This window comes from Methylococcus sp. EFPC2 (genome assembly GCF_016925495.1).
In the GTDB taxonomy this organism is placed as follows: domain Bacteria; phylum Pseudomonadota; class Gammaproteobacteria; order Methylococcales; family Methylococcaceae; genus EFPC2.
The window spans coordinates 3,353,939-3,368,119 of record NZ_CP070491.1 but is presented as its reverse complement, the minus strand read 5'-3'; the positions used below and the strand labels follow the sequence as shown (position 1 = coordinate 3,368,119).

At 63.1% G+C, this 14,181-nt stretch carries 14 protein-coding genes; 13 read left to right on the top strand and 1 reads right to left on the bottom strand.

Annotated features, from left to right (window positions below; all coding sequences use genetic code 11):
- Positions 1 to 67: 67 nt before the first annotated feature.
- The 10 genes from JWZ97_RS14535 (at position 68) to JWZ97_RS14490 (ending at position 9,759) form a co-directional block, all read left to right on the top strand.
- The gene (locus JWZ97_RS14535; protein WP_205430700.1) at positions 68 to 1,123 is read left to right on the top strand and encodes a MotA/TolQ/ExbB proton channel family protein; all 1,056 of its coding nucleotides are present in this window, start codon (positions 68 to 70) and stop codon (positions 1,121 to 1,123) included.
- Positions 1,120 to 2,121 (top strand): peptidoglycan -binding protein, encoded by a 1,002-nt coding sequence (locus JWZ97_RS14530; RefSeq protein WP_205430698.1) that lies wholly within the window; start codon positions 1,120 to 1,122, stop codon positions 2,119 to 2,121. The genes JWZ97_RS14535 and JWZ97_RS14530 overlap by 4 nt, the downstream gene beginning before the upstream one ends.
- A gap of 258 nt (positions 2,122 to 2,379) precedes the next feature.
- On the top strand, positions 2,380 to 2,886 hold the full coding sequence (locus JWZ97_RS14525) for a rhodanese-like domain-containing protein (RefSeq protein WP_205430696.1): 507 nt from the start codon (positions 2,380 to 2,382) through the stop codon (positions 2,884 to 2,886).
- 51 nt (positions 2,887 to 2,937) lie between these two features.
- Positions 2,938 to 5,103 carry a protein-disulfide reductase DsbD gene (locus JWZ97_RS14520; RefSeq protein WP_205430694.1) on the top strand — a complete coding sequence of 722 codons (2,166 nt, stop codon included), beginning with the start codon at positions 2,938 to 2,940 and terminating at the stop codon, positions 5,101 to 5,103.
- Between the two features lie 3 nt (positions 5,104 to 5,106).
- Entirely contained in the window at positions 5,107 to 5,724 is a 618-nt protein-coding gene (locus JWZ97_RS14515; RefSeq protein ID WP_205430693.1) for a redoxin domain-containing protein, read from the top strand.
- Positions 5,725 to 5,757: 33 nt separating this feature from the next.
- Entirely contained in the window at positions 5,758 to 6,489 is a 732-nt protein-coding gene (locus JWZ97_RS14510; protein ID WP_205430691.1) for a cytochrome b/b6 domain-containing protein, read from the top strand.
- 115 nt (positions 6,490 to 6,604) lie between these two features.
- Positions 6,605 to 7,069 (top strand): cytochrome c, encoded by a 465-nt coding sequence (locus JWZ97_RS14505; protein ID WP_205430689.1) that lies wholly within the window; start codon positions 6,605 to 6,607, stop codon positions 7,067 to 7,069.
- Between the two features lie 693 nt (positions 7,070 to 7,762).
- Positions 7,763 to 8,572: an energy transducer TonB gene (locus JWZ97_RS14500; RefSeq protein ID WP_205430687.1), complete on the top strand. Its 810-nt coding sequence runs from the start codon at positions 7,763 to 7,765 to the stop codon at positions 8,570 to 8,572.
- Positions 8,573 to 8,590: 18 nt separating this feature from the next.
- Positions 8,591 to 9,346: a MotA/TolQ/ExbB proton channel family protein gene (locus JWZ97_RS14495; RefSeq protein WP_205430685.1), complete on the top strand. Its 756-nt coding sequence runs from the start codon at positions 8,591 to 8,593 to the stop codon at positions 9,344 to 9,346.
- 41 nt (positions 9,347 to 9,387) lie between these two features.
- Positions 9,388 to 9,759 carry a biopolymer transporter ExbD gene (locus tag JWZ97_RS14490; RefSeq protein ID WP_240342358.1) on the top strand — a complete coding sequence of 124 codons (372 nt, stop codon included), beginning with the start codon at positions 9,388 to 9,390 and terminating at the stop codon, positions 9,757 to 9,759.
- A 237-nt stretch (positions 9,760 to 9,996) separates the two neighbouring features.
- Here JWZ97_RS14490 and JWZ97_RS14485 read toward each other — a convergent pair whose 3' ends face one another.
- Positions 9,997 to 11,733: a serine/threonine-protein kinase gene (locus JWZ97_RS14485; RefSeq protein ID WP_205430682.1), complete on the bottom strand. Its 1,737-nt coding sequence runs from the start codon at positions 11,731 to 11,733 to the stop codon at positions 9,997 to 9,999.
- A 450-nt stretch (positions 11,734 to 12,183) separates the two neighbouring features.
- On the opposite strand from JWZ97_RS14485, the gene JWZ97_RS14480 reads away from it, so the two are divergent.
- From JWZ97_RS14480 to JWZ97_RS14470, 3 genes are all read left to right on the top strand, one after another.
- On the top strand, positions 12,184 to 12,486 hold the full coding sequence (locus JWZ97_RS14480) for a DUF5658 family protein (RefSeq protein ID WP_205430680.1): 303 nt from the start codon (positions 12,184 to 12,186) through the stop codon (positions 12,484 to 12,486).
- Positions 12,487 to 12,816: 330 nt separating this feature from the next.
- Positions 12,817 to 13,320: a type VI secretion system lipoprotein TssJ gene (tssJ, locus tag JWZ97_RS14475; RefSeq protein ID WP_205430678.1), complete on the top strand. Its 504-nt coding sequence runs from the start codon at positions 12,817 to 12,819 to the stop codon at positions 13,318 to 13,320.
- Between the two features lie 18 nt (positions 13,321 to 13,338).
- Complete coding sequence (locus JWZ97_RS14470) at positions 13,339 to 14,127, top strand: alpha/beta fold hydrolase (RefSeq protein WP_205430668.1); 789 nt, start codon at positions 13,339 to 13,341, stop codon at positions 14,125 to 14,127.
- Positions 14,128 to 14,181: the final 54 nt, after the last annotated feature.

Genomic DNA, 14,181 nt, shown 5'->3' with positions numbered 1-14,181 from the left:
GCGATCGATGAATTGCCCCGTCCTTCTCCACGGACCGGATTCCGAGCCTTTCCTCCTTGTATCGCCAATGAGCAGACCTACCCCCGTCCTACTCTGGATGGCGAGCTTTCTTGCCTGCGTCGCCGCGCTCGGTGTGCTGGTCCAGGAGCGGCTCGCCGAAATTTTCGCGGCCAACCCGTTTTTCAACGGCGTGATACTCACCGTGCTGGGCGCGGGCATACTCGTCAATGTGCGCCAGGTGCTGGTGCTGTCGCGTGAAGTCCGGTGGATCACGTCGTTTCGCCGCTCCCATCCGGACCGCCCCATTACGATACGACCCCGCCTGCTCGCGCCCATGGCGCGCATGTTGGCCGGACGGGAGCGGGGGCGCGCCGCGCTCTCGGCGCCTTCGATGCGTACGATTCTGGATAGCGTGCAGTTGCGCCTGGAAGAATCGCGCGATCTTTCGCGTTATTTGACCGGGCTGGCGATTTTTCTCGGGCTGCTCGGCACGTTCTGGGGGCTGCTCGTCACCATACGCTCGGTATCCGACATTATCGGCGCGCTGAACGTGGGTAACGACGCGGTGAACATGTTCACCGGGCTCAAGGACAACCTGAAGCAACCCCTGGGCGGCATGTCGACGAGTTTCTCGACCTCGCTGTTCGGCCTCGCCAGTTCGCTGGTGATTGGCTTTCTCGACCTGCAATCCGGTCACGCGCAAAACCGCTTCTACAACGAACTCGAAGAATGGCTGTCGAGCATGACGCACTTGTCCTCGGGAGCTCCGGTGGAGGGCGAGGGTTCGGTTTCCCCCTACATCCAGGCCTTGCTGGCGCAGACCGCGGACGGCCTCGAACGCATGCAGCGCGCCATCGTCGATGTGGAGCGGGTGCGCCGCGACAGTGACGAACAGATTGCCGAACTCGCGGCTCAGTTCGAACGTTTCAACAACTTGTTCGATCGCGACGTGCAGGAGCGCCAGACGGCGGCCACGGTGCAGGACGAGCTCAAAAACGTGTTGCGGCAGATCGCCGGCCAGTCCAAGCGCGATACGCAATTGCCCGACGAATTGCGCGACGAATTGCGCCTGCTCGCGCGGACCGTCGCCGTGGCACTGGATACGCACAGCGCACGCGCATGAGCCGTATCGCTCGCCGGCGGCGCGCCTTCGACGTCTGGCCCGGGTTTGTCGACGCCCTGACCTCGCTCATCATGGTGATGATCTTCGTGCTGATGATCTTCGCCATCGGCCAGGCCGTGCTGAGCGACACGCTGGCAGGCAAGAGCCGGGCACTCGAGGTCGTGAACGGGCGGGTCGTCGAACTGAGCCGGTCGCTGACGCTCAGCGAGGACGCCCAGCGCCGGCAGGACGCGCGCATCGCCGACCTGGCCGCGTCGCTCGATCAGTCCCGCAGCGAACGCGATCGCCTCAACGGCGCGCTCGAGAACTCGGCCAACCGGGAGGTCTCGCTGGCCGCCGACATCGCCGCCTTGACCGAGCTCAAGCGTCAATTGGAAACGGAGGTCACGCGTTTATCGACCGATACGGAAACGGCCAAGCAGGACGTGGTCAAATTGTCCGCCGCGCTGGAACTGGCCAGTAAGGACAGTAGTGCCAAGGACCAGAAAATCGCCGATCTCGACCAGCGCTTGACGGCCGCGCTGGCAAGCCAGGTGAGCAAGCTGGAGCGCTACCGTTCCGAATTCTTCGGCAAGCTGCGCGAGGCGCTCGGCAGTCGCAACGATGTGCGCGTGGTGGGCGACCGCTTCGTCGTGCCGACGGACATCCTGTTCGAGTCGGGGTCGGCCGAGCTCGACCCCGCGGCCCAGGGGCGCCTGGCGCAGCTCGTGACCACGCTGCGCGAGCTCAGCTCGAATATTCCGGCCAACATCGACTGGGTGCTGCGCATCGACGGTCACACCGATCGCGTGCCCATCCATACCGACCGCTTTCCCTCCAACTGGGAGCTGTCCACCGCGCGGGCGGTCGCCATCGTCAAATACCTGGCCAGCAGCGGCATACCCGCGGAGCGTTTGTCGGCGAACGGCTTCGGGCAGTTCCAGCCGCTGGACGCGGGCGAAAGCGTGGCGGCTTATGCCCGGAACCGGCGTATCGAGCTGCAGCTCACCAACCGCTGATAGTCCGGGTCGATGCTGCCCTGCAAACAGGCATGCATTCCCGCTGCTGAATTTCCAACAGCTTCGTAAGGCTATTCGCTGCGCAGTCGGACCGGCGCGTTTCGGGGGCCGGCCGGCAGGATAGAGGCCCGTGCGTGCGCAGGGGGGAGCGTTCGTCGCAGGGTGCTGCTGGCACGGGAACTGCTCTGCTTATGGGGCGGCGATTGGGCTTAGGTAATCGCACATACATTCAATCCGATAACAAGGTAATCGAAGATCATGAAAAAACTCGCAAAACCGATGCTGGTCCTGTTGACGCTGGCGGCCCCGGCCGCGTTTGCCGCGGAAGGCGACGCCGCCAAGAATGCCGGCGCGAAAGCCGCGCCGGCGGCCGCGCAACAGCAAGAGTACAAATACAAGACTCCCAAGCTCAACCGCGCCCAGATCGACGCCTTGCTGGCGAAGCCCGATCAGGTTCTGTTCATCGACGTGCGCCGTCCGGATGAAGTCAGCAAGGTCGGCAGCTTTCCCGTGTACCTGAGCGTCCAGGCCGGCGATCTGGAAAAGAACCTGGCGTTCATCCCCAAGGATCGCACCCTGGTCCCCGTTTCGAATCATGCGGGCCGCGCGGGTGCCGCCGGCGATTTGCTGGCCTCCAAGGGCTTCAAGGTGGGCGGTGCGGTCGGTTCGCAGAACTATGAGGAAGAAGGCGGCACGATCACCAAGATCGCGGTTCCGCCGCCGAGAACCGCCGAAGCGAAAGCACCGGAAGCGGCCAAGAAATAATCCGGTGACGGTGGCTGCATTGACGGCGGGGCTGGCACGGGGTGGCTCGACATGAGCGGTAAGCGTTCGAGCGGCCTCATCGCCGCGTGGTTGCTGGGGGCGTCCGCCATCGGCCTCCCCGGCCAGGGCTATGCGGCCACCGCCGAAGCCGCCACCGATCAGGTGCGGGCGCGCTTGGTCGCGTCCGTGGACGCGGTGCATCCCGGTGCGGAGATCCTGCTCGGGGTGAACCAGAGGATCATCCCGCACTGGCATACCTACTGGAAAAACCCCGGCGATTCGGGGCTGGCGACGACCATCGCCTGGCAACTGCCGGCTGGCGCCGCCGCGGGCGAAATCCTGTGGCCCGTACCGAGCCGCTTCACCGTGGGACCGGTGACCAATTACGCCTATGCCGACGAAGTGACCCTGTTGTCGCCGGTCACGGTTCCGAAGGATGTGGCGCCGGGTGGCGTCTTTCCGGTGAACGCTACCGTCAAGTGGCTGGTGTGCGAGGAAACCTGCATACCGCAGACGGTGGAACTGGCTATCAGTCTGCCCGTGGTGTCCGGCCCGTCGGAGGCGGGACAGGGTAGCCCGCTGATACGCGAGGCCCAGGCGAGCCTGCCGGTGGCGAGTCCTTGGCCGGTGTCGGTGACCTACGGCCAGGACGCGGTCACGCTCAAGATACGCGGGAAAGAGCTGAAGCCGGAGCGTATCGCCGAGGTCGGTTTTTTCGCCGATCAATGGGGCAGGATATCCCATGGCGCGCCGCAGGAGCGGTTCTTCGACGATGACGGCATCTCGTTGAAGCTCAAACCGGGCGAGGATCCGGCCCCGGGGGCCGTTTTGTCCGGTGTGCTGGTGGTGACGGAGAACAGCGCCGACGGGCCGGTGAGGCGCGGATTCGCTGTCGAAGCCAGTCCGGCGGGGGCGGCCGCTGCAACGGCCCACGAAGGGGAGCCCGAGTTGGGCCTGGCGTCCGCGCTGGTTCTGGCCTTGTTGGGCGGTCTGGTATTGAACCTCATGCCTTGCGTGTTCCCGGTGCTTTCCCTCAAGGCCCTGCATCTGCTGAAACAGGCCGAGGAGTCGCGAACGCGGACGCGTTTGCATGGGCTCGCCTATACCGCGGGGGTGCTGCTGAGTTTCGCCGCGCTGGGCGGCGTGCTGATTTTCCTGAAAGCCGGGGGCTCGGCGGTCGGTTGGGGATTCCAGTTCCAATCCCCGCTATTCGTGCTGGCCACGGCCTATCTGATGTTCGTGGTCGGGCTCAGCCTGTCGGGCCTGCTGGAGCTGGGCGGATCGGCGGCGGGCCTGGGCTCGTCGCTGGCCGAGAAGCGAGGATACAGCGGCAGCTTTTTTACCGGCGTGCTGGCGACCGTTGTCGCCGCGCCCTGCACGGCGCCGTTCATGGGGGCGGCGATCGGCTACGCGGTCGCCCAATCCCCGGTCGTCCTTTTGGCGGTCCTGCTGTCGCTGGGTTTCGGTCTCGCCTTGCCCTATCTGGCCTTGAGCCATTGGCCTCTGCTGCAACGTCACTTGCCCCGGCCGGGCGCGTGGATGGAAACGGTGAAGCAAGGCTTGGCTTTCCCCATGTATGCGACCGCCGCTTGGCTGGTCTGGGTGCTCGCGCAACAGGCCGGCAGCCACGTCGTGGCGGTCGCCCTGGGCGGCATGGTGGCGATCGCCTTCGCCGCGTGGACGCACCAACGAACACGCTGGGGAAGTCCTGCGGCGCGGCGTTTCGGCTCCGGGGTCGCCGCGGTGGCCGTGTTTTCGGCGCTTGCGGTCGGTTATACCGGTGTCACCGGCCCGCTGGCTGATGTCTCCGCGCCCGCCGAAGCGAGCGCTGGGAAAAATTGGGAGCCCTATAGCGCGGCGCGCCTGCAGGCCTTGCGCGCGGAAGGACGGCCGGTATTCCTGAATTTTACCGCCGCATGGTGCATCAGTTGTCTGGTCAACGAAAAAGTGGCCTTGAGCGACGGCGCGGTGTCCGAGGCGTTTCGCAAGGGCGGCGTGACCTATCTGAAGGGAGACTGGACCAACCGGGACCCGGAGATCACCGCGAAGCTGCAGGAGTTCGGCCGTAGCGGCGTACCTCTCTACATCCATTACCCCGCCGGGAAAGACTCGGCCCCGGTGATCCTGCCGCAAATACTCACCCCGGAGATCGTGCTGGGCGCGATTTCCCCGGCGGCCGAAGTCGCCAACTCTAACCTCACCTTTATTAAGGAGTGAACCATGTTGTTACGTCGCTTAGCCAACATCGTATTCGTAGCCCTGGCGTTCACCGCCCCGGCCGCCGCCTGGGCCGAACCGGTGGTCGACAAGCCCGCCCCCGAGTTCGCCGGCAAGACGGCCGACGGCAAGACGCTCGACCTGAAGTCGCTGCGCGGCAAGACGGTGGTGCTGGAGTGGACCAATCACGAGTGCCCGTTCGTCAAGAAGCATTACGAGAGCGGCAATATTCCGCAATTGCAGAAGGACGCCACGGCTCAGGGCATCGTCTGGTTGCAGGTCATTTCCTCCGCGCCGGATAAGGAAGGCTACGTGGACGGCGCCACGGCGATCAAACTCAACAAGTTCCGCGATGCCGCGCCGACCAATACCGTGCTGGATCCCGAGGGCACCATAGGCCGGCTCTACGGCGCCCAGACTTCGCCGCATTTGTTCATCATCAATCCGGAAGGCGTGCTGGTTTACAAGGGCGGCATCGACAGTATTCCGTCGGCCGATCCGGGCGATATCGCTAAGGCCGAAAACTATGTGAAATCGGCGTTGAGCGAACTCAAGGCCGGCAAAAAAGTGAGCAAGTCCAGCACTCGGCCGTACGGTTGCACGGTCAAGTACGCGAGCTGAGACGGGTTCGGAGAGCGTTCGGGAGTTGATGCGATGACTGTAAAAGTTAAGGTTTGGGACCTGCCGCTGCGCCTGTTCCATTGGTCCCTCGTCCTGGCCGTGACGGCGGCCATCGTCACCGGCGAGATCGGCGGCGCGTGGGCCGACTGGCATGGGCGGGCGGGTTTGCTGGTCCTGGGATTGCTGGTGTTTCGCCTGATCTGGGGCTTCGTCGGGTCGACGCATGCGCGCTTCGCCAGCTTCTTTCCGACCCCGTCCAAGGTGCTGGGTTACCTGAGGGGCGCATGGCAGGGTGTGGGGCACAATCCTCTGGGGGCGTTGTCGGTCCTGGCACTGCTGACGATCCTTGCGCTGCAGGTCGGTACCGGGCTGTTCGCGAACGACGACATCACGTTCGAGGGGCCCTTGTTCCACCTCATCGACAAGGACTTGAGCGACAAGCTGACGGGATGGCATGCGCGGATATTCTGGGGCTTGGTGTCTTTGCTCGGGCTGCATATCGCTTCCATCGTGTTTTATGCGCGGGTGAAGAAGCACAACCTGGTCGGACCGATGCTGACCGGGCACAAGGAAGTCCCCAAGGCGCTGGCGACGCCTTCCGAGGGGCACGGGCTGGGCAGGTTCGTGACCGCGTCCGCCTTGTCGGGCGTGCTGGTGTGGACGGTGGCCAACGGCTTGCCGGAACGATTGATCAATTCGATCAATGCCAACGCCGCCTCTGTGGATGCTGAGGAAGCGGAAGAGCCGGAGTCGGCCGCGTTTTGACGCCTACCCAGGAACCTGCGACCGAAGGTCTCCCCCCGGCACCGCGCAGGCATTCCGTACCCGATCGCGCGCTCGGGGAGATACAGGATTTCCAACCAACCAACGAGGTAAGTAAGTGAAAAATAGATTGTTATTGGCCGTCATCGTGAGCGCTGTCAGTGCTGCCGCGGTTGCGGGCCCCATCGAGGACCAGATTCGTTTCCGCCAGTCCGCCTATTCCTTTACCGCTTGGAACTTGGGCAAGATCAAGGGCCAGGTCGTGGATCATCCGGAAACCTTCAACAAGGATCAGGTCATCGCCGCGGCCAATGCGATCGCAGCAGTCGCCAACTCCGGACTAGGCGCCCTGTACGGCGCGGGCACGGACAAGGGAACCGGCTGGAAGCCGACCAGGCTCAAGTCCGAGTTCTTCCAGCAGCCCGAGGACGCCAAGAACGTGGGCGTCGCATTCATCACCGAGGCCAATGCGCTGGCCAAGGTGGCTCAGGGCGGCAATATCGACGAAATCAAGGCGCAGTTCGCCAAGGTCGGCGATACCTGCAAGGGTTGTCACGACAAATTCCGCGCGAAGGAGCAATAAGGCGCGAGCACGCCCGCGAAACGGCCGCAAAGGAGGGCGGTTTTTCGGGCGCGGCTAAGGAATTGCCGAGGGACGGGTGATGAGACGGTGCACGGAGCGCATCGACGACAGGGAGGTAATCGGTATTACCGCAAGCCGGTAATCCACTAGGCAGCCGAAGGTGGCCCGCGTTCCCTTTGGACGGCGCCGGCTGAGCCCCGGGATGGGCTCAGCCGGCATTTTCTTCTCTCCCACAGACGGGATGCCGCCAGCGCTCCCGTGTCTAGCCGTTGGGCCCCTCATGGCCCGGCCGTCATGCCTTGCCAGTTCTCCCGGCCCTACAGGGGGCGATAAGCGCCATGGTTTCCAGGGGCGTCTCTATTTTTGCGCGCGAAATAAATCGCTGTAGCAGCAGGTGCTGCTGCATAAGCAACAATTCAAATGCAGGCATGTTGTTGGACATGCACCGCTGGAGACAGGGTGACTACGGTCGCGACTATGTAAATGGGTGTAAAGGGACGCTCTGCCGGGGAAACTGCTACTTACGAGGCAGTTCAGGGCCTGATGCGCGCATAGTTTCAGGGTTTCGTATGGTGGCACGGCTTGTGCTTTAGTAAGAAAGCAAGTAGCGCGGCGTTTTAGCGGGCACTGGGTGTGCGAACTGGCTCCCTTAACCTCGCCGCGGCGGTCAGCAATCACTATAGAGAGGACTGTATGAGAAACTTATCCGTCTCGCCGCAGGAAACAGATCAATGGCAGCATGAAGCGGTCAAGAAGACGCTGGCCCCGGTAATCCCGTTCAAGTCGTTCGACGAGGAACTGGTGCCCGCCTTGGGGCCGACGGTTGATGCCGAGGGCAGCCTTGGCGTGTTCAAGCTGGATCCGAGTCAGAACGACCGCAAGTGGATCGACGCGCTGGTGGTCGCCGCCCTGACGGTGTTCGTTCATGCCACGGTCATAGATCGCTTCAAGCATCCGCCCGCCGTCGTCGAACCGCCGCCGAAGGAAACCAAGATCGAGGTGACTCTGCTCGCCCCGCCCCCACCGCCTCCGCCGCCCCCGGTAGTTCAACCGAGGCCGACGCCGCCCAAGGACGCGATCCCGCCCAAGCCTAAGCCCAAGCCGAAAAAGATTCCGCCGCCCGCGGTCGAAACACCGCCGGTGCCGAATGTGCCCATCAGCGACAACGCGCCGCCCGCGCCGGTACAGGCCGCGCCTGCTCCGCCCGCGCCGCCGGTAGAGAAGGTCGTTCAGCTGAGCAGCGCCGACTATTTGCGCAATCCGCCGCCCGATTATCCCGAGGATGCTCAGGAGCGGGGCTGGGCCGGCAAGGTGTTGCTCAAGGTCCGCATATTGCCCAGCGGCAAGCCCGACGTGGTGCAGGTACAGAAGAGCAGCGGCCACGCTTCCCTGGATAACGCCGCGGTAAAAACCGTGAAGGGCGGCTGGCTGTTCAAGCCGAATATGCAGGGCGACACCGCGACCGCTGTCTGGGTCATCATTCCGATCAATTTCCAACTTTAAACTTCGAGGTCTACCAACATGCCCACTATTTCCTCTACCGCCATCGTCACCTGGACCCTATGGGGTCTGATCGGCTTCTCGGTGATCACCTGGGTACTCATACTCGTGAAGGGCATACAGCACCTGAGAGTTTCTATCTCCAACCGTACGTATACGCGGCAATTCTGGAGCGCTAGCGATTTCAACGCGGCGGCGGGAATCAGCGAGCCTAAAGGCCCCATTGCACGGGTCGCATACGCCGGTTTCGGCACCTTGCAGGAAACGGCAGGCGCAACCACGGTGCATGACCTGGAACACTCGGGCGATCGTCAGGAGTTGCTGGATCGTCGTTTGAGACAGCAGATCCAGAAGGAAAAAGGTTCGCTGGAAAGCGGATTGGCGGTGCTGGCCACGATAGGCAGCGTATCGCCCTTCGTGGGATTGTTCGGTACGGTATGGGGCATCATGGGAGCGCTGACGGATATCAGTAAAAGCGGTTCGGCCAGCCTGGACGTGGTCGCCGGTCCCATCGGCGAAGCCCTGGTCGCGACGGCTATCGGCATCGCGGTCGCCGTGCCCGCGGTGGTCGGTTACAACTTCTTCCTGCGCCGCAACAAAGTCATCCAGCATATCCTGGACGACTTCGCCACTGACTTCGTACACCTGGCGCTGAAAACTTCATTCATCATCAAGCCGGGCAAGGCAGGGGCGGAAAACAATTCTTCGGGTCACCACACGAAACCGGCCCGTGAGAATCGCAGCAACGAATTTCAGGCGAACGAGGCGCACGCATAATGGCCATACAACAAGGTGGTGGTGGAGATAGCGACGACGTAATGAGCGAAATCAACGTTACGCCGCTGGTCGACGTGATGTTGGTGCTCCTGGTGGTGTTCATCGTAACGGCACCCTTGCTCACCAACGCGATCCATGTGAATTTGCCGAAAACCGACGAAACGGCTCCGCCGGAGATCAAGGAAGCGGTGAACGTGAGCGTTGACGCCCAGGGCAAGGTCTACATCGACAAACGGGAAATCACGGTGGAGTCCGTTGAGCCCGAGTTGAAAACCCTTAAAGCCGCGGATCCCGAGCTTTCGCTGCACTTGCACGCGGACGAGGGCGTGAACTACGGCGTCGTCGCCAAGGTGATGGCCTCGATCGAGCGCGCGGGTATCAATAAGCTTGCCGTGCTCACCAACGTGCAGTAAGGGCGGTGCCGATCGCTGGATGCTCAGGACGGGCATCCGGCTGTCAGGCCCCCCGGGCACGCGTGCGAAGAATGAGAACCGCCTTCCTGGCGGTTTTTGTTTGTCCGCTCATCGGCAGACGCGTTCCGACGGGCACGACCTAGCGCCGGGCGAGCGGGTTTATCCGGGCCAGGTTTTCGGTTCGGCCGTCCCGTAGCGGAAATGAATGGCGTATCTCAGGGTAGCGGAGCCGCAAACTCAGCTTCGCAGCTTGTCTTTGAGCTTCAGCAGGCCCTGGTGTTGCGGGCTGGCTTCCAGGCCCTCCATCACCTTTTTCAGGCTCTGTACCCGATCGCCTTTTTCGTAATATTCCCAGGCCGACTGCTCCAGGGCATCGGCGATTTTCTTGATGCCCAGTATGGCTTTTTCGTTATAGGGATCGATCTTGAGCACTTCCTGATAAGCCCACAGCGCGTTGCTGCCGGTCGGTGCGACGAGATAGCCGACTTCGTAATGGATATCGGCCAGTTCGAGCAGGTCGTTGATCTTTTGCGCCTGCTCGGCGGTGAGCGTTATGGCGAGCTTGGGCCCTTCTTTGGCAGGCTGCGACAAATTCAGGTAGATATTGCCGCCGGTGATGATCAGCGCCACTCCGGCGGAGGCCCAAATGCCGTAGAACAGCGGCGAGCGCGGCTGCAATCCCTTGATGAACTCGTCGACGCTGGGCGTGCGGTCTTCCCGCTTGAGCGCGAGACCGCGCTGCAATTCGCGCCAGCGCCGGCGCCCCAAGCCGGGTATGGCTTGGGGCTGGATGTTCAGTTCCAGGGCCTTGTCGGCCGACAGCCTGCCATAGGGGTGTTTGCCGGCCAGCAGTTCGTAGGACACGCAGGCCAGGGCGTAGATGTCGTCGCGCGGGTCGGGCTCCGCGTCCTGCAACATCTCCAGGCTGGCATAAGCCGGCGTCAGCGCCCCGAGCGACCGTGCGTTGAACAGGGTGACATCCTCGCTGCCTTTGTCGTGCCGGCCGGCGGCGACGGCGATGCCGAAATCCAGGACCTTCACCTCGCCATGCCGATCCAGGAACACGTTGCCGGGCTTGAAATCGGAATGGACGATATTTTTCTTGTGTGCATAGGCCAGCGCCGCGCCCATGCCTTCGATGACCTGCCAGGCCCGCTTGAACGGCAGTCCCCCGGTGGGCAGTTCGCGGATGAACTGGTTCAGCGATTGCCCCTGCAGATACTCCATGGACATGAATACATGGGCGCCGTCCCGGTCGAAATCGTAAACGGTGATGATGTTGGGATGAGCCAACGTCTGCGCCCGCTTGGATTCGCGCTGCAGGGCGATCAGCGAGACCGGATTGTCGCGGAAGTCCTGGTTCAGCACTTTCAGGGCCACGTAGGGGTCCTTGTCGTTGGCTTCCACCTTGCGCTGGTCGAGCGCCTTGAACACCCGTCCCATGCCGCCCGCTCCCAGCAGCTCCTGGAGCAGAAAGCGCTCCTTCAGCACGTCGCCGATTTGCAGTTCGTGCACCGCCACGCCCGCCGCCTGCATTTGTCCCGTCAAGGTCGCCAGGGTGACCGGGCCCTTGAGCTCAGTCGATGTCGCCACGTCGCGTCCCGTGGTGGCGGCCGGAGCCGGGTGAGCCGGCGCCCTGGAGAGGACTTCGGTGCGGTCGTTCGGGGCCGCGGCCGGTGGGCGCGCCACCTGGGTGGCGTCCTCGGCATGCACCGCCGGCGCACTCTGGACCACGGTCGCATCGGACGCCGGTTCGGTGACAGGATGCTCTTCGAGGCGCTGCTTGAGGGTGAAATAAATTTGCGGGGGCAGTCGCCCGGTTTGATAGTCCGTCTCTATCACCCTCAGCGCTTCGTGCACCGCCGCAGCGCCGTGGCGAGGGCATTGCGCGGCGGTTTGCTCCAGCGATTCGAACGCAAGTTCACCCCGATGGAATCGATCCAGGGCGTTTCTCAAGGGCGATGTTGGATTCATGCAGGGACAGGGGGCGGAAAGATGAGACGTCGGGCCGGGGCTTACGGAAACACATGATTGCATTTTCGATGGACGATACAAAATGCGGGAAAATCCGTACACTATATGGGCGCATCTTCCTGCCGTCGCGAAACGTTCGGGGCTACGAGCCCTAAAGACATCGAATGTGATGCGCCCCGCATTATTTACCGGTTCAGGTAAACCGCCGCTCCCGCGTGCCGCTATAAATGACAGATGCCGGTGCCTGGTCGTCCGGATCGAATCGACGCACGGCGAATGTGTGTCACGGTAATTGCTTAATTATTCATGTACCCCGGGTTTTTCTCCTCCGTATTTCCATGCGGAATCAGGGGAAAAGTGAGTGACGGCGGGCCGATGCGGCCTTGCAGCGGTCTTCCGGCACCCGCGTCCGGGATCGAACATTGTTGGTCAGCGCTACGGAGAAATGACATGAACGCGCCATTAATTGTGTTATTTGCACTATTGCAAGTCGCGGACGGAGTCGTGACCTACCTCGGCTTGAGCTTCGCCGAGGTGGACGAAGTCAATCCGGTGCTCAATGTCGTTGCCGAAGTTTTCGGCCTGGGTTGGACCATCACGTTGTTGAAGCTGGTCGGGCTGGCTTTCATCGCCTTCCTGTACTTTGACCGGCGGAAAATGAAAAGCCGCTGGATCACCGCGATGCTGGCTTCGGCAGTCAGCTTCTACAGCTGGGTCGTCACCAACAACGTCATGCTGGTGGCGGCGGGCTAGGGTCCAGGTTCGGACGGTCGGCGTTTGCGCTTTCCGTCCGGGGTATTCGATGACGGGTAGCGCCCCTCCTTCCACCGGGTGGTCGTTTTCGTCGTCGGTCTATCGCGGGGATATCCTGCATACCGCCGCACCGGCCCCGTGAGGCGCTTCCGCAAGGGCATGGTCGATACCCCGAGGGGCTTGGTGCCAAAAGCCCTCGGGTACGGCGTGGCGGATACGAGGCTCGGCCGGGGCTCCCTATCGTGGCTTGTCGGAAATGCCGCTTGCCCGACTAGCGGCCGATGCCTTAGCTTTTGTTCTTCTCCGTCATGCCCAACTGGTATCGCCTCGATGAACGTAAACCGCGCGCTAGCTTATCTGTCCCTTGCCGCCGCTTTGAGCGGATGCGGCTTGTTCGCCGCCAAGGACGAGCCGCCACCTCCGCCGCCGCCTACGCGGGTGGAGTTGAAGATCGATGTGGCGGGGAACATCAATCCGGGTGCGGATGGCCAGCCGGCGCCGCTGTTGCTGCGGGTATATGAGCTGAAAGGCCTGTCCGCGTTCAACAGCGCGGACTTCTTCGCCCTCTACGACAAGGAACAGGCGACGCTGGGCGCGGACTGGTCGCGTAAGCAGGAGTTTCTGCTGAAGCCCGGCGAGCAACGAACGCTCAGCCTGGAACCCGAAGCCGACGTGCAGTTCATCGGCGTGTTCGCCGCCTACCGCCAGCTGGATACGGCTTTGTGGCGAGCCAGCGCGCCGGTCAAGCCGCACCAGACCGTGCCGCTGGAACTCAAGATCAGCGGCACGCAACTCAATCTGAAAGCGGTCGAAGCCGCGCCCGCCAAGCCATAACCCACAAGGCGCCGCACCGTGCGACGCGCCGCCCTGCTTCTCGCCCTGCTCCTGCTCCAGGCTTGCGCGACCCCTGCGCAACGCCTGAGGGCGACGGCGCTCGAACTTGGCTTCGAGCCGCTGACCGTGCCGGCCGATGGCTTTTTAGTCGCCTCCTTTTACAAGCCCGGCGCTCGCCCTGGCGGCGCGCTGCATGTCTATCTGGAGGGCGACGGCACCCCCTGGATCACGCGCACGCACGTCGCGGGCGATCCGACCCCGCGAAATCCCCTGATGCTGCGCCTGATGGCCCATGACGAAACGCCATCGCTGTATCTGGGCCGGCCTTGTTACAACGGCCATGCCCAGGACGCCGGCTGCCATCCGTTATTGTGGACGCACAGGCGCTACTCTCCGGAAATCGTGCATGCCATGGCCACCGCGCTGGACGGGTTCCTGCGCTCGCATCCGCACCGGAATCTGGCGTTTTTCGGCCACAGCGGCGGCGGGGCCCTGGCTATGCTGCTGGCGGGGCGGTTTCCGTCCACCCGTTCGGTGGTCACGCTTGCGGCGAATCTGGATATCGCCGCCTGGGCGGATCATCATGGGTATTCCCGCCTGGGCGGCTCGCTCGACCCGCTCGACGTTCCGGCCTCGGGATACGAAGAATGGCACTATCTGGGCGCCAGGGACGACCAGGTGCCGTCCGACCTGCTCCGCCCCCGGCTGGAGCGGCGCCCTCACGCCCACTTGAGCGTCGTGGAAAATGCCGATCATGTCTGCTGCTGGGATGCGGTGTGGCTGGAGATACTCCGGGGCCTGCGCTAGCGGGGATTGCGCTTTGTCGCACCGGGGAATTGCTGCTATGTTTGCCGGACGTTT